Annotated in this window: 18 protein-coding genes; 3 read left to right on the forward strand and 15 right to left on the reverse strand. The window is 68.9% G+C overall.

The annotated features are described in order from the left end of the window. Window positions 1-139: 139 nt before the first annotated feature. The 9 genes from flgJ to flgB form a co-directional block, all read right to left on the reverse strand. Window positions 140-1,147, reverse strand: coding sequence for a flagellar assembly peptidoglycan hydrolase FlgJ (flgJ, locus tag M1D55_RS08600; RefSeq protein ID WP_456280663.1), 1,008 nt, complete (start codon window positions 1,145-1,147; stop codon window positions 140-142). A 17-nt stretch (window positions 1,148-1,164) separates the two neighbouring features. Then, complete coding sequence (locus M1D55_RS08605) at window positions 1,165-2,346, reverse strand: flagellar basal body P-ring protein FlgI (RefSeq protein WP_456280664.1); 1,182 nt, start codon at window positions 2,344-2,346, stop codon at window positions 1,165-1,167. 8 nt (window positions 2,347-2,354) lie between these two features. Beyond that, window positions 2,355-3,044, reverse strand: a complete 690-nt coding sequence (gene flgH, locus M1D55_RS08610; protein ID WP_052511343.1) for a flagellar basal body L-ring protein FlgH — start codon at window positions 3,042-3,044, stop codon at window positions 2,355-2,357. Window positions 3,045-3,055: 11 nt separating this feature from the next. Then, window positions 3,056-3,841: a flagellar basal-body rod protein FlgG gene (gene flgG, locus M1D55_RS08615; RefSeq protein ID WP_023264122.1), complete on the reverse strand. Its 786-nt coding sequence runs from the start codon at window positions 3,839-3,841 to the stop codon at window positions 3,056-3,058. 73 nt (window positions 3,842-3,914) lie between these two features. After that, complete coding sequence (flgF, locus tag M1D55_RS08620; RefSeq protein WP_006579130.1) at window positions 3,915-4,658, reverse strand: flagellar basal-body rod protein FlgF; 744 nt, start codon at window positions 4,656-4,658, stop codon at window positions 3,915-3,917. A 44-nt stretch (window positions 4,659-4,702) separates the two neighbouring features. After that, entirely contained in the window at window positions 4,703-5,920 is a 1,218-nt protein-coding gene (gene flgE, locus M1D55_RS08625; protein WP_232204331.1) for a flagellar hook protein FlgE, read from the reverse strand. A gap of 92 nt (window positions 5,921-6,012) precedes the next feature. Beyond that, complete coding sequence (gene flgD / locus M1D55_RS08630) at window positions 6,013-6,678, reverse strand: flagellar hook assembly protein FlgD (protein ID WP_006579132.1); 666 nt, start codon at window positions 6,676-6,678, stop codon at window positions 6,013-6,015. Window positions 6,679-6,721: 43 nt separating this feature from the next. Beyond that, window positions 6,722-7,129 carry a flagellar basal body rod protein FlgC gene (flgC, locus tag M1D55_RS08635; protein WP_006579133.1) on the reverse strand — a complete coding sequence of 136 codons (408 nt, stop codon included), beginning with the start codon at window positions 7,127-7,129 and terminating at the stop codon, window positions 6,722-6,724. Window positions 7,130-7,136: 7 nt separating this feature from the next. After that, the gene (flgB, locus tag M1D55_RS08640; protein ID WP_006579134.1) at window positions 7,137-7,544 is read right to left on the reverse strand and encodes a flagellar basal body rod protein FlgB; all 408 of its coding nucleotides are present in this window, start codon (window positions 7,542-7,544) and stop codon (window positions 7,137-7,139) included. A gap of 318 nt (window positions 7,545-7,862) precedes the next feature. Here flgB and flgA point away from each other — a divergent pair, with 318 nt between their 5' ends. The 3 genes from flgA (at window position 7,863) to M1D55_RS08655 (ending at window position 9,603) form a co-directional block, all read left to right on the forward strand. Beyond that, complete coding sequence (gene flgA, locus M1D55_RS08645) at window positions 7,863-8,627, forward strand: flagellar basal body P-ring formation chaperone FlgA (protein ID WP_232204330.1); 765 nt, start codon at window positions 7,863-7,865, stop codon at window positions 8,625-8,627. A gap of 137 nt (window positions 8,628-8,764) precedes the next feature. Next, window positions 8,765-9,073: a flagellar biosynthesis anti-sigma factor FlgM gene (gene flgM / locus M1D55_RS08650; RefSeq protein WP_456280665.1), complete on the forward strand. Its 309-nt coding sequence runs from the start codon at window positions 8,765-8,767 to the stop codon at window positions 9,071-9,073. Window positions 9,074-9,144: 71 nt separating this feature from the next. Beyond that, complete coding sequence (locus M1D55_RS08655) at window positions 9,145-9,603, forward strand: flagella synthesis protein FlgN (RefSeq protein WP_006579137.1); 459 nt, start codon at window positions 9,145-9,147, stop codon at window positions 9,601-9,603. Between the two features lie 273 nt (window positions 9,604-9,876). Here the strand turns inward: M1D55_RS08655 and M1D55_RS08660 are convergent, their stop codons facing one another. From M1D55_RS08660 to flhF, 6 genes are all read right to left on the reverse strand, one after another. After that, complete coding sequence (locus tag M1D55_RS08660) at window positions 9,877-10,860, reverse strand: lysylphosphatidylglycerol synthase domain-containing protein (protein ID WP_064576194.1); 984 nt, start codon at window positions 10,858-10,860, stop codon at window positions 9,877-9,879. Window positions 10,861-10,931: 71 nt separating this feature from the next. After that, the gene (gene clsB, locus M1D55_RS08665; RefSeq protein ID WP_456280666.1) at window positions 10,932-12,152 is read right to left on the reverse strand and encodes a cardiolipin synthase ClsB; all 1,221 of its coding nucleotides are present in this window, start codon (window positions 12,150-12,152) and stop codon (window positions 10,932-10,934) included. Between the two features lie 140 nt (window positions 12,153-12,292). After that, window positions 12,293-12,733: a flagellar protein FlhE gene (locus tag M1D55_RS08670; protein ID WP_456280667.1), complete on the reverse strand. Its 441-nt coding sequence runs from the start codon at window positions 12,731-12,733 to the stop codon at window positions 12,293-12,295. A 20-nt stretch (window positions 12,734-12,753) separates the two neighbouring features. Continuing rightward, on the reverse strand, window positions 12,754-13,470 hold the full coding sequence (locus M1D55_RS08675) for an RNA polymerase sigma factor FliA (RefSeq protein ID WP_053824398.1): 717 nt from the start codon (window positions 13,468-13,470) through the stop codon (window positions 12,754-12,756). Window positions 13,471-13,489: 19 nt separating this feature from the next. Then, window positions 13,490-14,335 carry a MinD/ParA family ATP-binding protein gene (locus M1D55_RS08680; RefSeq protein ID WP_456280668.1) on the reverse strand — a complete coding sequence of 282 codons (846 nt, stop codon included), beginning with the start codon at window positions 14,333-14,335 and terminating at the stop codon, window positions 13,490-13,492. 6 nt (window positions 14,336-14,341) lie between these two features. Then, window positions 14,342-16,885 carry a flagellar biosynthesis protein FlhF gene (flhF, locus tag M1D55_RS08685; protein ID WP_456280669.1) on the reverse strand — a complete coding sequence of 848 codons (2,544 nt, stop codon included), beginning with the start codon at window positions 16,883-16,885 and terminating at the stop codon, window positions 14,342-14,344. Window positions 16,886-17,303 lie beyond the last annotated feature (418 nt).

Here is a 17,303-nt window from a genome sequence, read left to right on the forward strand (position 1 = left end):
ATTGGGCGGCGGACTTTAGGGTTGCGGGTCGTTTCGGGCGGCGGTGGCGTGCGAAACGCCAAATGCCCTCTCCCCCGCCCCTCTCCGGCAAGCGGGAGAGGGAGAAAACCGGCGGTGTTCTGGATCGCAAAGCCGGTCCTTAGACCGGCACCTTGCGCATGATCCTGACCAGCTTCGCTCCATACTCGGGATCGGTCGCATAACCGGCGCGCTGCAGGCCGTGGGCGGCTTCCTCGGCCGAGCCCGCCGATACCACGCCGGCATAGCGCGGGTTGTTGGTCAGCAGCCGTGCGTAGTCGGAGAAGGCTTCCTCGTACGAGCCGTAGGCGCGGAACTTCGCCTTGATCTTCTGCGGCTGGCCGTCGACGTATTCGGTGGTGGTGATCTCGGCGACCGGGCCCTTCCAGTTGGCGCCAGCCTTGATGCCGAACAGGTTGTGGGTAGTGCTGCCGTCCGCATGGGTGATTTCGCGGCGGCCCCAGCCCGACTCGAGCGCGGCCTGGCCCAGGATCAACCGTGCCGGCACGCCGCTGGCGCGCGAGGCGGCCACGGCCGGGCCGGCCATGCGGCTGACGAAGGCGCTGATATGGGACGGCGTGTCTTCGGACATGGCGGCGCCGCCCTGCCACTGGCCGCTCTGTTGCGCCTGGTACTGGCGCAGGCCCGCGGTCGGGTTCCAGTTGGCGCCCGGCACCACGGTGCCGGCGCGCGGCACCTGTTCCTCGTCGGCCCCGGCCGCTGCGGTGGTGCGTCCGTCCAGCAGCGGACCGAGGGAGCCCGCCACATCGTCCATGCGGCTGGCGGCGGCGGCCTCCGGCGGCAGCGGCTGGCCGCTGGCACGCGCCAGCTGGCGCGCCATCACCTCGGCCAGGCCAATGCCCTTCGACGACAGATGCTGGGCCAGCTGCTGGTCCAGCATCGACATATAGAGTTTGGTCTGCTCGTTGTCGAACAGCCCGTCCTGCGGCGTCGCTTCGCGCATGCTCTTGAGCACCATCTGCGTGAAGACGGCCTCGAACTGTTTGGCGGCGGCTTTCAGCGTGTCGGCGCTGCCGTCGCGCGCGCCCTGCTTCAGCGCTTCGAATCCCTGCGTGTCGAGCGCGAAGCGCTGCGACAGATCGGCTTGAGCGTGGATCGGTTGGCTCATGCGATGGCCCGTCGCGATCAGATGATTTCGAGCTCGGCGCGCAGCGCGCCCGCCGCGCGCATCGCTTCCAGGATGGTCTGCAGATCGGCCGGCGTCGCGCCCAGCGAGTTCAGGCCACGGACCACCGCCGACAGCGAGGCGCCGGCGCGGACCAGCTGCAGCGAGCCGCCGTCGCGCTTCAGGTTGATCTCCGACACCGGCGCGACCACCGTTTCGCCGCCGCTGAACGGCGCCGGCTGGCTGATCACCGGCTGGGTATTGATGACGACCGACAGGTTGCCGTGCGCGATCGCGCAGTCCTGCACGGTGACGTCCTGGTTCATCACGATCGAGCCGGTGCGGGCGTTCAGGATGACCTTGGCCGCGGCGCGGGCCGGCGTCACGTCGATGTTCTCGATGCGCGCGAGCATCGCCACGCGCTGCGACGAGGCCTGCGGCACGCGCACCTGAACCACGCGCGCGTCGAGCGCGCTGGCCACGCCGCCGCCCAGATTGCGGTTGATCGCCTCGACCACGCGCTCGGCGGTGCCATAGTCGGAGCTCTTGAGCTCCAGCGTCAGCATGCCGTTGTCCGCCTGGAACGCCGGCACCGCGCGTTCGACGATGGCTCCGTTGGCGATGCGGCCGACCGCCAGCTGGTTGATCTGTACCTTGCTGCCGTTGGCGGAGGCACCGGCGCCGCCGACCAGCAGGTTGCCCTGCGCGATCGCATAGACCTGGCCGTCAGCGCCCTTGAGCGGCGTCATCAAGAGCGTGCCGCCGCGCAGGCTCTTGGCATTGCCCATCGACGACACCACCACGTCGAGCTGGCTGCCCGGCTGCGCGAACGGCGGCAGCGTCGCGGTGACCATCACCGCGGCCACGTTCTTCAGCTGCATGTTGCGGCCGGCCGGCAGCGTGATGCCCAGCTGCGACAGCATGTTGGTCAGACTCTGCGTCGTGAACGGCGTCTGCATGGTCTGGTCGCCGGTGTTGTCCAGACCGACCACCAGGCCGTAGCCGACCAGCGGGTTGTCGCGCACGCCCTGGATGGTCGCCAGGTTCTTCAGGCGTTCGGCATGGGCGGGGCCCGCGGGCAGCAGCACGCCAAGCGCCAGCACCAGGGCGAGCGCGAGCAGCGGCAGGAGGCCCGGCGTGGAGACGCCGGATCGGCTAGGGCGGCGGCAACCGCGGAGGCAATCAGCCAAGCGCAAAGACATGACGCGAATCAGAACGGTGAAACGTTGAGGAAGAAGCGCTGCAGCCAACCCATGTTCTGCGCTTCGTCGATATAGCCCTTGGCGGTGTATTCGATGCGCGCGTCGGCCACCTGGGTCGACGGCACCGCGTTGTCGCCGGTGATCGTGCGCGGATTGACCACGCCCGAGAAACGGATGAATTCCGCGCCCTGGTTGATGGCCATCTGCTTCTCGCCGGACACCACCAGGTTGCCGTTGGCCAGCACTTCGATCACGGTGACCGTGATGGTGCCGTTGAACGTATTGGCCGCGCTGGAACCGCCGCTGGAGCGAATCCCGTTCTCGCCGCTCATGTTGGCGTTCTGGCTGGCGCCGAACAGGCCGCCGAGCGCGCGCGGCACCGCGTCGAAGGCCAGCGCCGCATTGCTGGTGCGCGAGGCGTTGGTGCCCGAGTTCTTCGACGCGTTGACGTTCTCGCTGATCACGATGGTCAGGATGTCGCCGACGTTGCGCGGGCGGCGATCCTCGAACAGCGGGTTGCCGGCGTAGGAGTTCTGATAGATCGAGCCGGTCGGCGCGATCATCGGCCGCTGCTCGGCCCGGGCCGTGGTCGGCATCTGCACCAGCGGCTCGCGCGGCATCAGCGCGCAGCCGGTGGCCAGCAGCGGCCCCAGAATGCAGGCCAGACGGCAGGCCGACCGGCCCAGACGGAACAGCATGGCGTTCATGTTCAACCCAGCTGAGTCAGGCGTTGCAGCATCTGGTCGGACGTCTGTACGGCCTTGCTGTTGATTTCGTAGGCGCGCTGGGTCTGGATCATGCTGACCAGCTCCTCGACCACATTGACGTTCGACGCTTCGACGTAGTTCTGCTGCAGGATGCCGGCGCCGTTCAGGCCGGGGACGGTCGGGTTCGGTGCGCCCGACGCGTCGGTCTGCACGTACAGGTTCTCGCCCAGGCTTTCCAGGCCGGTCGGGTTCATGAAGGTGGCCAGTTGCAGCTGGCCGACCTGCACGTTGTTGGCATTGCCCGGCTGCGTGACCGACACGGTGCCGTCGCGCGCGATCGTCAGCGAGGTCGAGTTGGCCGGGATGGCGATGGCCGGTTCGATCACGAAGCCGCTGGCGGTCACCAGCTGCCCATTCTGATCGACCTGGAACGAGCCGTCGCGGGTGTACGCGGTGGTGCCGTCCGGCAACGTGACCTGGAAGAAGCCCTGGCCGATGATGGCCACGTCCTTGGCATTGCCGGTCTGCTGCGGATTGCCCTGCGTGTGGATGCGCTCGGTGGCGACCGGACGCACGCCGGTACCGAGCTGCAGGCCCGACGGCAGCGTGGTCTGGTCGGACGACAGCGCGCCGGGCTGGCGGATCGTCTGATACATCAATTCCTCGAACACCGCGCGGCTGCGCTTGAAGCCCGTGGTCGACACGTTGGCCAGGTTGTTCGAGATCACGTCCATCTGCGTCTGCTGCGCATCGAGGCCGGTCTTCGCAATCCAGAGAGAGCGGTTCATGGTGTTCCTTCGGTGGCGGGCACGCGCGCCGGCGTGCCCTGTCGATTCATTGGTGGGTGCTTGGCGTCGGCGCTTAACGGTTCGACAGCAGCGCGTTGGCACGCTGCTCGTTGGCGTCGGCGCCCTGGATCATCTTGATCTGCATCTCGAAGCGGCGCGCGTTGGCGATCATGTCGACCATCGCCTCGACCGGATTGACGTTGCTGCCTTCGAGCGCGCCGGCGATCACGCGGACGGTCTGGTCGGTCTCCAGCGGCGCAGCGCCCGGCCGCAGCCGGAACAGGCCGTCGTCGCCGCGTGCGATCGCATCGGGCGGCGGATTGACCAGCCGCAGCCGGCCCACCTGCGCGAGGCCATTGGCGGTCTCGCCAGGGCCGCGCGCGGTGATGGTGCCGTCGTTGCCGATCGTCACCGTGGAGCCGGGCGGCACCGCGATCGGGCCGCCGTCGCCGAGCACCTGCAGGCCGTTCGAGGTCAGCAGCTGGCCGTCCGGGCCCACCTGCAGCGAGCCAGCACGGGTATAGCCTTCCGCGCCGTCGCGCCCCTGCACCGCCAGCCAGCCATTGCCCTTGATCGCGATATCGAGCGGACGCTCGGTATAGGTCAGCGGGCCGGCCTTCATGTCGGCGCCCGGCGTGCTGGCCAGCGTGAAGGCGCGGGTGGGCGTCTCCTGCCCGACCACTGGCACCGCGCGGAACATGTTGACCTGCGCGCGAAAGCCCGTGGTCGACACGTTGGCCAGGTTGTTGGCCACCGCGGCCTGCTGGTCCAGCGTCTGCTTGGCGCCCGACAGGGCGGTGTAGATCAGGCGATCCATCTGCGATTCCTATCCAATGCTTGCGGTTACCGCTGACGTGCCGATCAGATGTTGACCAGCGTCTGCAGCACCTGGTCCTGCGCCTGGATGGTCTGCGCGTTGGCCTGGTAGTTGCGCTGGGCAATGATCAGGTTGACAAGCTGGCCCGACAGGTCGACGTTCGACGCTTCCACCGCGTTCGACTGCAGCTGGCCCATGCTGCCGCCCGGCGAGCCGAGCAGCGGCTGGCCCGAGGCGCCGGTGGCGCTCCAGACGTTGTCGCCCTCGGGCTTGAGCCCTTCGACGTTGCCGAACGAGGCCATCACGACCTGGCCCAGCGACTGGGTCTGCTCGTTCGAATAGCTGCCCAGGATGGTGCCGTCCGCTTCGATCGAGAAGCCCAGCAGCGAGCCCGACGTATAGCCGTTCTGCACGATCGACTTCGGATCGTTGTCGTCGCCGAACTGGGTCGTGCCGGCCAGGTCCAGCTGGATGTTCATCGCGGCGGCTCCACCGGCGGCCGGCACGTTGACCGGAATCGTCGCGCCCGGCGCCGGCGTGACCAGCGCACCGTTCAGATCGAAGCGCATCGCGTTCGGACCCGACAGCTGCGCGCCGGTGGCGTCGGTCACGTAGACCTCCCAGTCGGTGCCCGTCGCGTCGGTTGCGCCCTTGCGGAAGTAGGCCGTGACCTGCTGCGCGTTGCCCAGCGAATCGAACACCTCGATGGTGCTGCTGTAGTTGAACATCGCGGCGGCGGGCGGGTTGCCGGCCGAGGTCGTGAACGGCACGGTCGGCGCGGTGCCGCGCGAGTCCAGGTTGTATTGCGCGGTGATGCGGTCGGTGGCCTTCGGCGCCATCTGGGCGCTGGACACCACCAGCGGTTGCGGCTGCACGCCGCCGCCCGGCTGCACGCCGGCCGGATAGCCGGTCAGCTGCAGGCCCTGCGCGTTGGTGATGCGGCCGTCGTCGGTGCGCAGGAACTGGCCGTTGCGCGAGAAGAAGACGGAACCGTCGGCGCCCACCATGCGGAAGAAGCCATTGCCGCCGGTGATCGCCACGTCCAGCGAGCGTCCGCTCGCCTCGATATTGCCCTGCGTGAACGACTGCACCACCGAGTTCACGCGCGTGCCCAGGCCGACCTTCGAGCCGGCGTAGACGTCGGCGAACTGTGCGGTCGATTGCTTGAAGCCGACGGTGTTCGCGTTGGCGATGTTGTTGCCGATCACGTCCAGATTCTGTGCCGCGGCATTGATGCCGCTGACTCCTTGACCGAAACCCATGATTTCCCCTTGTTACGCGTCGTACGAATTTGCCCGCGCCGGCGCCGGTGGCACCGCCGCGCTGGCGTTCTGTTGAATGCCGATGATTCGGATTAAAGGATCTTGCGAACGTCGTCGACCAGCGCGGTATGACCGCCGCCGATATCGACCAGCACGCCATTGGCATCGCCGCTGATGGCCTGCACCTTGCCGTAGACCAGCGCCACCGGCTGCACGCTCTTGCCGTCCGCGGTCGCGCTGACCTTGAACGTGTATTCGCCGTCCGGCACGACGCCGCCGGCGTTGTTCTTGCCGTCCCAGCTCACGTCGTGCACGCCGGCGGTCTGGCCCTTCAGGTCGATGGTGCGCACCACGTTGCCGTCCTTGTCCAGCACGTCGACGGTGACCGCGTCGGCGGTGGCCGGCAAATCGATGCCGAACTGGCTCGGCTTGCCGCCCGAGACGGCGACTTCCTTGCCCGGCACCATCACCGTGCGGCCGATCAGCGCGGCCGAATCCATCGCGCGGCTGGCGCTGACCTGGTTCAGCAGCTGGGCCAGCGTCGCGTTCATCGTCTGCATGCCGCTGACCGTGCTGATCTGCGCGAGCTGCGAAGTCAGCTGCGCGTTGTCCATCGGCTTGAGCGGATCCTGGTTGTTCATCTGCGTGACGAGCATCTTCAGGAAGTTGTTCTGCAGATCCGCGGCGCTGGACGCGCTGTTGGCCAGCTGGTTGGCGGCGCTGTTGCTGTTGTTGCTGACGGGTGGCGTGGTGGTCATCGTTGGTCCCGTTGGTCCGGTTGGTCCCGTTGAAATGGCGGAATCACTGACCGATGGTCAGCGTCTTGAGCATCATGTTCTTGGCGGAGTTCAACACCTCGACGTTGGCCTGGTAGGACCGCGACGCCGAGATCATGTTGACCATCTCCTCCACCGGATTGACGTTGGGCATCACCACGTAGCCGTCGGCGTTGGCCAGCGGATGGGTGGGGTTGTGCACCATGCGCGGCGGCGACGGGTCTTCCATCACGCCGCGCACCTGCACGCCGCCGATATCGGCCTGGCCGGGCGTCGGCGCGAGGCCGAACACGACCTGCTTGGCGCGGTACGGCTGGCCGTTGGGCGCCACCGCGCTGTCCGCGTTGGCCAGGTTCGAGGCCGTGACGTTCATGCGCTGCGACTGGGCGGCCATCGCCGAACCGGTCACGTCGAAGATATTCATTGCGGGCATGGCTTCCTCACGACTGGATGGCGGACAACATGCCCTTGATCTTCGCGTTCATCACCGTCAGGCCGAACTCGTACTTGACCGAGTTGTCGGCGAACGCCACCCGCTCGGTGTCCATCTCGACGGTGTTGCCGTCGATGCTCGATTGCATCGGAATGCGGTACGCCAGTTCGAACTCGCTGGCGACCGAGGCCTGCCCCGGCAGATGGCGCGTCGACGTGGTCGACAGCGACACGCCGTTGGCCTGCCGCCCCCGCTCGACCGATTCGGACAGCTGGCTGGCAAAGTCGAAGTCGCGGGCCTTGAAGCCCGGCGTATCGGCATTGGCGATATTGGCGGCGATCACCGATTGCCGCTGATTGCGCAAGTTCAACGCTTCCTGCTGGAAACGGAACGACGCATCGAGTCTGTCGATCATGTCCGTATCTCGCTATCTCTCGCTATCGAGGAACGTGTGACGAAACCACGCGCCCCTGCGTCGGCAAAGGCGTGAGGGCGGCCGGGATCGGACCCGGCCTTCTTTACGGGTGCCATCTTAGGTGCCGGCTGGCCAGTGCAATCGGATGAATAAGACGGGGAAACGTGCGCATTTCGGGCGGAGGGCGCGCGGGCCGCTGCCTACAATGAGGTCTCGTTGCCGGACGCTTGTCGCCTCCACGCGCGCCTGCCGCGCGCGCCCGCGTACGGCCTGCCGCCTTGTTTCTTGACTTTCCGTTTCGCCTGCCGGGATCACGCCATGTTTCGCACGCACCGATCGGCATCACGCCGCCTCGCCTTGCTGGCGCTCTGCGCGGCGCTGCCATGCACCGCCGCGCTGGCGGCCACCGCCACGACACCCGTCACGACATCCGCCTCGCCGTCCCAGGCTGCGCAGCCGTCGCCGTTCACCGACGATCCGGTGCGCGTCGCGGTCGAACAGTTCCTGCTGCGCGAGACCGCCGGGCTGCCGGGCAAGGCCAGCATCCAGGTGGTGCCACCGTCGGGCGGGCGCGCGCGCGAATGCGTGGCGCCGCAGCCGTTCCTGCCGGGCGGCGCGGCGGCCTGGGGCCGGGTTTCGGTTGGCGTGCGCTGCGGCGGAGAGCGGCCATGGACACGCTACGTGCAGGCACGCGTCTCGGTGGTGGCTGATTACTATGTCGCCGCGCATGCGCTGGCGCCGGGCCAGCCGATCGGCCCGGCCGATCTGGAACGGCGCGAAGGCGATCTTGCCGGGCTGCCGCGCGCCGTCGTCACGGACCCGGCGCAGCTCGAGGGCGCGGTCACGGCCAACCGGATCGCGGCCGGCTCGCCGCTGCGGATGGACATGGTCCGGAAGGCGATCGCGGTCAAGCAGGGGCAGATGGTCGCCGTGACCATCGAAGGCGAGGCCTTCCAGATCCGCAGCGAGGGAAAGATCCTGGCGGACGCCGCCCCTGGCAACACCGTCCAGGTCCGGCTCAAGAGCGGGCAGGTGGTCAATGGGCTGGTGCGGGACGCCGACACGGTGGTGCTGCAGCAATAGCCGCCGCCATAGCCCAGCCATAGCCCCACCCGCAGCCCCAGCCGTCGCCACAACGTCGTTACAGCGTGTCACAATTCGCGTCCTAAAGTTTGGCCACGCCCCGCCGTTAAGCTGAGCAAACCCAGCAAGGACATCCCGTGAAGATCCACCAATCGACCCTGCCGCGCACCGGCGAAGGTGCCGCTGAAAGCACTGGACGCACCGCGTCTAGCCCCGTGCCGGGCGCCGCACTGTCCGCGAGCGGCCTGACCATGAGCCCCCTCGGCACCCAGGTGCGCGATATCGGTTCGCGTCTGGCCCATGAGGCCGACGGCGATATCGATCAAGCCAAGGTGGACGAGATCCGCCAGGCCATCGCCGAAGGGCGCCTGAAGATGGACCCGAGCAAGATCGCCGACGGTCTGCTGGCCACGCTGCGCGAGCTGACACAGGACGGCGGCCGCTGATCAGGCTGAACCGGCTGATCTCACTGAACCCGTAGACCCTACCCCCACCGATTTCCTTCGACTTCGCGCCCATGAGCCAAGCCCTGATCGCCAGCATGCAGCGGGAAACGCAAGCCATCGCGGCCTTCGTCGATGCCCTGCAGCAGGAACGGACCGCGATTCGCGCCGGCGACTTCCAGTCGCTGGGCGAGCTGGTGCAGAACAAGCAGGAACTGGCGCAACAGATCGCGCAGCTCGGCACCGCACGCCAGGCGCAGATGGCCGCGCTCGGCATCCGCGTCGGCAGCGGCCGGCAACTGGTGGGATTGCATATCGACGAAGGCGTCGCCGCCGCGTGGCGCACGCTGGTACTGACCGCGCGCGGCGCGGCGGAGGCCAATACGCTGAATGGGGCCGTGGTGTCGGCGCACCTGGAATACACACAGGACGCGCTGCAGACGCTGCGCCAGCGCGGCGACACGGCCACGGTCTACGGCCGCAACGGCCGGGCACAGGCCGGTCCGCGCGGCGTCAGCCTAGCCAGCGGCTGATTCTCTCTCTGGGGAGAAGAGGTGGTTGCAGCGCCGCCACATAGCGGCCGCCCGCGGCCCTCTCCCCCACCCCTCTCCCGCAAGCGGGAGAGGGGCGAATATCCGGGGCGTCCGGTTCTTCCCGCTTCGTTTTCCCTCGCCGAAAGCGTGCTCCCTCTCCTCCTCAGCGGGAGAGGGTTGGGGAGAGGGAGGTGGTTGCAAGCGCCACCACATAGCAAGCTGCCCTCTCCCCCGCCCCTCTCCCGCAAGCGGGAGAGGGGCGAACCCCACCCTTCACGCGGTCGGCTCGACCGTGCTGGCGCGCCTTCCCCGCGCCTCCAGCAGGAAATATCCCACCACCGCCGGCAGCATCGGCAGCAGGTAGTACATTGCCCGATAGGCCAGCAATGCGGCCAGCAGCGCGTGGTGCGGCACGCGGTCGCCCAGCAGCACGACGAATACCGTCTCGAGCACGCCCAGGCCCGCCGGAATATGCGCGACCGCGCCGGCGATGCTGCCGATCAGCACCACGCCCAGCACCACCAGCAGCGGCACCGACGATGGCAGCAGCGTCTGGATGATGGCCGAGATGGTCAGCCAGTTGGTTATCGACAGCGCGCACTGCATCACCGCGAACCGCAACGGCGGCAGATGGAAGGCATGGCCGCGTACCGTCCAGCGGCGCCGCCGCGCCCTGGCGCACGCGACCAGATACGCGGCGACCGCGGCCAGCAGCGCAAACCCCGCGATCTGCAGCAGCGTGGCATTGAGCCCCCACTCGGGCGGCAGCACCACGGTGCGGGCAGCCAGCACCGCGCCGAGCAGCGCCAGATAGCCGATCCAGTTGCTGACCACGCCGATCGTATAGACCGACGCGATCTGCGCGCCCGACAGTCCCGCCCCGGAATAGAGCCGATAGCGAATGCCGAGCCCGCCGACCAGCGCGCCCAGGTTCAGATTGAAGGCATAGCTGACGAAGGCGATCACCAGTACGCGCGGCGACGACAGCCGATGCCGCGCATACCAGCGGCCCAGCAGGTCGAACGCCGAATGCCAGAAATAGCTCAGCACGACCAGCAGCGCAGCCGGCGTCAGCGTGCGGTAGTCGTATTCCTGCAGCGTGACCCAGACTTCGGCCCATTCGACCTCGGCAAGCTTCCTGACCACCAGCACCACCACCAGCGCGACGAAGACGATGCCCAATACGCGGCGCACCTGCGCCCAGCGGCTGCGCCGCCGTGTTCTCGTGTGGTGGTCAGTCGCCTGTCGTGCCGTCATCTGGTTGTCGTGGTCGATTTGCCGTCGTCGTATTGCCGTCATCCTTCCGCGTCATCCCTTTGTACCGTCAACTATTCCGCTCCACCGGCGTCCCGCTTCAGGACCGGAAATCGCCAGGGCCGGCGCGACGGCTCGGCGGTGGCCACCACCAGCTTCGGCGTGTGGGCCGGCAGCCAGCCCGCCCATGCGGGGAAGCGGCGCAGGAAGTGGAACATCAGCGTGGTCGCCGCCAGCTGCAGCGGCGCGCGCCGCGTCTGGCGATTCGGCGGGATCTCGCGGCACGCATTGGCCATCAGCGTGTCGAGGTTCTCGCGCAGGCCGCGGGCGAAGCCGGCGTCGCGAATCACCAGATTGGCTTCGAGATTCAGCGACAGGCTCAGCGGGTCGAGATTGCTGGAGCCGACGGTGGACCAGTCACGGTCGATCACCGCGACCTTGCCGTGCAGCGGCCGCTCGCAATATTCGAAGATGCGCACGCCGGCGTCTTGAAGATGGGCGTACAGCATGTCGGCCATCCGCTTGACCCACAGCATGTCGGGGTTGCCCTGCAGGATCAGCCGCACGTCGACGCCGCGCTGCGCGGCCTCGCAGATCGCGTGCAGCACGCGATAGCCGGGCAGGAAGTAGGCGTTGGCGATCACCACCTGGTGCCGCGCGGCGCGGATCGCCTGCAGGTACTCCCATTCGATATCGGTCGGATGCGCGTCGTTGTCCCGCGTGACCAGCCACGCGGCCATGGTGCCGGCCGGCGGCGGAGGCGGGACCGCGGGCACTTCGACGTCGCCCGGCGGCAGCGTCTGCGCGAGGAAGCGATGCACCTCGTGGGCGACCGGTCCCTCCACCTCGACCGCATAGTCCTGCTTGGCCTGCGGACCATGGTCGGTCAGGTGCTGCGCGGAGAAGTTGATACCGCCGATGAAGGCGATCCGTCCGTCGATCGCCACCAGCTTGCGATGCAGCCGGCGGAACAGATTGGTCCGCACGCCGAGCAGCCGCCGGCGTGGCGCGAAGATGTGGAAGCGCACGCCCGCGGCGACCATGCCGGCGACGAACTCCGGCGGCAGATCGGGCGAGCCGTAGCCGTCGACCGTGATCGCCACATGGACACCGCGTTTTGCCGCGGCAATCAAGGCCTCGCGCAGCGCCACGCCGACGCGGTCGTCGAACAGGATGAAGGTTTCCAGCAGCACGCTGGTCCGGGCGGCGGCGATCGCGGCAAAGACGCGCGGGAAATATTCGTCGCCGTTCTCCAGCAGGCGGATGCGATTACCGCTGGTTCGGTTGGGGCTCATTTCGATGTCTCGCTGCCAAATTCTCCATTGGCAACAAGCACATTCAATGCCACCCGCTCCGAGCCGGCAAGTCCACCGCAAATCACGTCGTCACGACGGCGACTTCGCGGTCACCTGGCCGCTTGGGCAGCGCCCGCCATTCAGCGATAGCTGACCGTGATCTGGCTGGCCTGTCCTTGCAGCACGGGGCTCAGCGGCCCCTGTCCCGGAATGCGGAACGCAAAGACGAAACCCTTGTCGGCATCATCCCCGCGGAAGGCATCGGTCTTGCCCTCGGGCCCCGGCAGCATCACGCAGCGGTTGGCATTACAGAGATAGGCTTGCAGATTTGGCGGTGGCACACGGGCAAAACGGTAACGCCAGCGCACCGCGGTGATCACCCCTTCGGCCTGTGTCAGAAAGCCGCTGGGTAGGATAGGCGCCGACAAGGCCCGCACGCCGCGGCCGTACAGCGCCGGTGCGGACACCGAGGCCGTCCACGCATGGCGCGAGTCGGCACCGAAGTTCGTATGCATCAGCGGCGAGGCGACGACGGCGGTCGACGTCATCGCCGCGGCGACCGCCGCGATCGACCGGAACATGCGAGCTGCCGTGCCAGCCATCACAGCAGCCCGCGCAACTGGCTGCGCAGCCGGTTGATCGCCTGGCTGCGGATCTGGCAAACGCGCGATTCGGTGACCTCGAGCACCGCGCCGATTTCGCGCAGGTTCAGCTCCTGGTCGTAGCACAGCGACAGCACCAGCTTCTCGCGTTCGGGCAGCCGTTCGATCGCGCGGATCAGCGCGCCGCGCATGCCGCTCTCCATCAGCAGCGTCAGCGGATTGCCGTCCTCGCTGACGGTCAGGTGGCGATCGAGGAAGTCCTCCTCGCCGGAGCGCTCGAAGTCCTCGTAGTGCAGCAGCTGGCAGCCATAGACCTCGTTGAGCATGCTCTGGTATTCGTCCAGCGGCATCTCGAGTTCTTCGGCGACCTCCGAGTCCAGCGGCGTGCGGCCGAGCTTCTGCTCCAGCGCGCGCACGGTCCGTTCGATCCGGCGCGTCGACTGGCGCAGGCTGCGGGACTGCCAGTCATTGGCGCGTACCTCGTCGAGCATCGCGCCGCGGATACGCTGGCTGGCATAGGTCTCGAAGCGCGCGCCGTGGGTGTCTTCGTAGCGCCGGGCGGCATCGAGCAGGCCGATCATGCCGGCCTGGATCAGGTCGTCCAGTTGCACGCTGGCCGGCAGCTTCGCCGCCAGCTGCAGGGCGATGCGCCGGACCAGCGGCGCATGGGTCTGGACGGTGTCGGTCTGTTCGAGCTTTCCCTGGATCGTGTACATGGTGGAATTCTCGCGAGTGCTAGCAGGCCATCGCCGATGCGGGCGGCGCGGCGCTGGCGACAACGGTCGAGGCGCCAGGAGGGCCCGCAGCGGGCATCGGTTCGGGATCGGGTGAAAGAGGCCAGCCAGCGATGCTGGCGGCAAGTCGGCGCAGCATGGCGGTGGCCGGCGCGCCCGGGAAGGCGTCGACCACGCCGCGCGACAGCGCCGTGCCGCGCGCGACCAGCGGGTCGGCCGGCAGCACGCCGGCGCAGCGCGCCTGCACGCCCAGGTACTGGCCCGCGGTGCGCGCCAGATTGCCGGCGATGGCCATCGCCGACGCTTCGCTGGCGGCGCCGTTGACCACCAGCTCGAACTGCCGGCAGGCGTAACGATGATGCAGCCGCTTGATGCAGGCATAGGCGGCGGTCAGCGATTCGCGCTCGGGCCGCATCACCACCACCAGGTTGTGCGCGGCGCCGGCGAAGCGTGACAGCGCGCCATCGGCGCCGACTCGTGCGTCGGTAACGACGGTGCGAAAGTCCTGCAGCGCCTGCAGCGAGCCCCACGCCGTCGCATCGCCGGGCAGCAGCGCCGGCATGCCGGCTTCGCGGCGACCGACCGCGGCATCGGCCGCGACGGTGCCGGCGAGCACCTGGGCCAGCGTGCCCGAGGGCGCGGCACCGGCAAGGCGCGTCGCGCGCGCGTGCGGCAGGTCCTCATCGACCAGCAGCACGCGCTCGCCCTGCAGCGCCAGCGCATGCGCGAGGCCCAGCGCGACCGTGGTCGCACCGGCACCCGGCTCGCAGGCGAACACGGCGATACGGCGGGTGGCGCGCGGCGCCAGCATGCGGCGCAGGCTTTCGGCCTGATCGACGGCAAGCATGTTCAATCAGTCTCCAAGCGCGGCCAGGTCGAACTTCGCCGACGCGTTCTCTTGCGTGCCCGCGGCGCTCCGCGTCATCCGTTGGGCGAGGTGCTGCGCGGATTCGGGCAGCGCCGGAGTGGGCGGTGCAGTGGCCGCATCGGCATGGGTCGCGACGTGGATCGCGGCGATCGGCGCATCCGCAGCACGCTGTTCGTTCGAGCCGGTAGCCGGCGACGACGCCGCGGCGTTGCGACCCGGGAAGTTCTCCAGCACGTCGAGCAAGGCCAGCAGGCGGCCCAGTCCTTCGAGCAGCGCGGCGGCGCCGGGCGCCGCGTCCCTGGCGGCCGACCGGCCTGCCTGGCCGGCCAGTCCTGCCAGGCAGTCGATCGCCGCCTGGGCCGGCGCATGCGCCAGCCGCAACGCGGTCATGCCTGCCTGCAGCGCGACCAGCGCATCGACGTCAAAGGCCTGCGGCGACATGCCGGCCGGGCGGCCGAGATGGTCCAGCGCATGGCGCAGCGTGCGGCATTGCAGCGCCGCGGCCTCGCCCCAGCGTGCCCACTGAGCGAGCTGCGCGCCGGCGCCGGCGAGCGCCGGATCGGCCAGCAGATAGTCGACGGCCAGCGTCTGGCCGCTGTCGCGCTCGATGGTCCGCGCCACCAGCAGCACGGCCTCGATGCCGCCTTCGGTGGCGGTGCCGCGCGCGGCGCGGGCCTGCCCTTCGAGCACGCGCACCCTGGTCTGCGCAACCCATTGCACCGCGTCGCGGTCGCGCCAGCGCAGTTCGGCCTGCGCGTGGAAAGTCAGCGTGTCGGCCAGCGCATCGAGCTTCCATGCCGTGCCGTCGCACAGCACGCGCGTGCTCTTGCGCGCTGCCGCCAGCCAGCGTTCGCCGCTCGACTGCCAGCGTTGCAGCGTAGCGCCGGCCGGCATCGTATCGAGCAGATGGACGACGGTACGGCGTGCGGCCAGCGCGGCGCGCCAGTCCGCCATCTCGGTGTCCCAGCCGCCGGCCTGCTGCGTGCGCGCCAGCGGCGTCACGGTGGCCATCAGCGGCATGCCGTCACGGTCGCCGAGCCACAGCGTGTGCTGCCACGGCTGCGGCGCGCGGCGGCCCGGCACCGCGCAGGGGAGCGTCACCGAGGCGGACAGCACGAAGTGTTCGCAATGCCGGCTGGCGTCCTGGCAGACGGCATCGCGGACCTGGCGTACCAGCGGACGCAGCTCGGTCGGGGCGGCTTGGCCCTGGCCGCGGCTGGCCCACAGCTCGCGCAGCAGCGCAAAGCCATAGGGGCCATCGCGCAGCGCGTTGACGCACGCGCCGACGGCATGGCCGCTGTCGGCGATCGAGCGCAGCACGTCGTGGGCTTCGCTGCGCGCGCCGTGGCTCGCGTCGGCGGTATCGTCGGCGCCTTGCGCCGCCAGCGCGCGGCGCGCGGCCTGCGCGTCGGCAAACACGGAGCCGCGCCGCGGCATCAGGAAGGCGCGCTCGACCAGCGCGTCGCCGCGCGCCAGTTCCAGATGCTCCGGCACGCGCTGGCCGGTCGACGCGTAGAACACCGGCAGCCGGTGCCGGATCACGACATCGAGCACCGAGCCCAGATGGGTGGCCTCGTCGAGCTTGCTGATGATGCAGCCGTCGATGCCGGCGCCCGGCGCGGCATCGTGGCGGTAGGCGTGCACCACCTCGTTGAGCGTATCGCCGTGGCTGGCGCCATTGAGCAGCAGCACGCGCTGCACCGGCGCCGGCGCGCCGGCCAGCATCGCGATCTGCTCGGACAGGTTGCGGTCGCGCTGGCTCATGCCGACGGTGTCGATGATCACCAGATGCTTCTGCGACAGCGCGCCCAGCGCGAGACGCAGATCCGACGCATCCTTGACCGCGTGCACCGGCACGCCGAGGATGTCGCCGTAGATCCGCAGCTGCTCGTGCGCGCCGATCCGGAAGGTGTCGGTGGTCAGCAGCGCGAGCTTGTCGGCGCCATGCTTCAGCACGAAGCGCGCGGCCAGCTTGGCGGTGGTGGTGGTCTTTCCGACCCCGGTGGGGCCAACCAGCGCCAGCACGCCGCCCTGGCCGAACAGCGCGTCCTCGTCGGCCAGCACCGGCACCTTGCTGGCGATCTCCTGGCGGATCCAGCCCATCGCGGCCGGACGGTCGTAGCCGGCCGGCAGCCGCGCCAGCAGCGTGCGCGCCAGTTGCGCGGAAAAGCCCGCGCCGACCAGCCATTCGAACAGCGACTCGCGCAGCGGATCGGCCGCGGCGGCCGGCACGGCGGGGACCGCGATGCCCGACAGCTGCCGCTCGATCAGCGCGCGCATCGATTGCAGTTCGCCGCGAATGCCGTCGATGTCCTCCGCGGCCGCGGCCTGGATCGGCTCGCGCAGCGGCGGCTGGAACCGAGGCGCGCTGTCCGAGATCGCGCCCAGATCGGTATCGCGCATGGCCACGATCTCGACGCCGCCGTCGACGGTGCGGTTGGACAGCACCACGGCGTCCGGCCCCATGGCTTCGCGCACCTGGCGCAAGGCTTCGCGGCCGTTGGCCGCCACAAATTTGGCTACGCTCATGTTTCGCGACCCTTGTTTCAGCGGGATCCAGCGGCACCGCCGCTCGTGGCAATCATTCGATGTTCGGTTGTCCGGCACCGCGGCATCGCTGGCCGCGATGGTGTCGGCATGCGGCCGACGGGCACAGGCCGGTCTGTTCTCGCGTGGTGGCGACGGACGTCTCGCGCAGGAAGGAGGGAGCGGGACGTTGCGGGGATCGCCGCATTCGGCTATCGACACCACGTGGCGAAGCGGCAGCCGGCCTCTTCGACGTGTCGATTATGCGAGCGGGGGTCTCGTGCTATTGGGCTGAATAGGCGGGGGATTGCGGCGCTATTTGGGCGATGACGGCGCCGCACGTCCTCGTCTCCGGGTTAACGGCAGCGCCCAGCAATTATTTCGGTCCCTGATGAGAAACAGGCGACAGGGAGTGCTCCTG

This window comes from Cupriavidus sp. JZ107 (assembly GCF_053903255.1).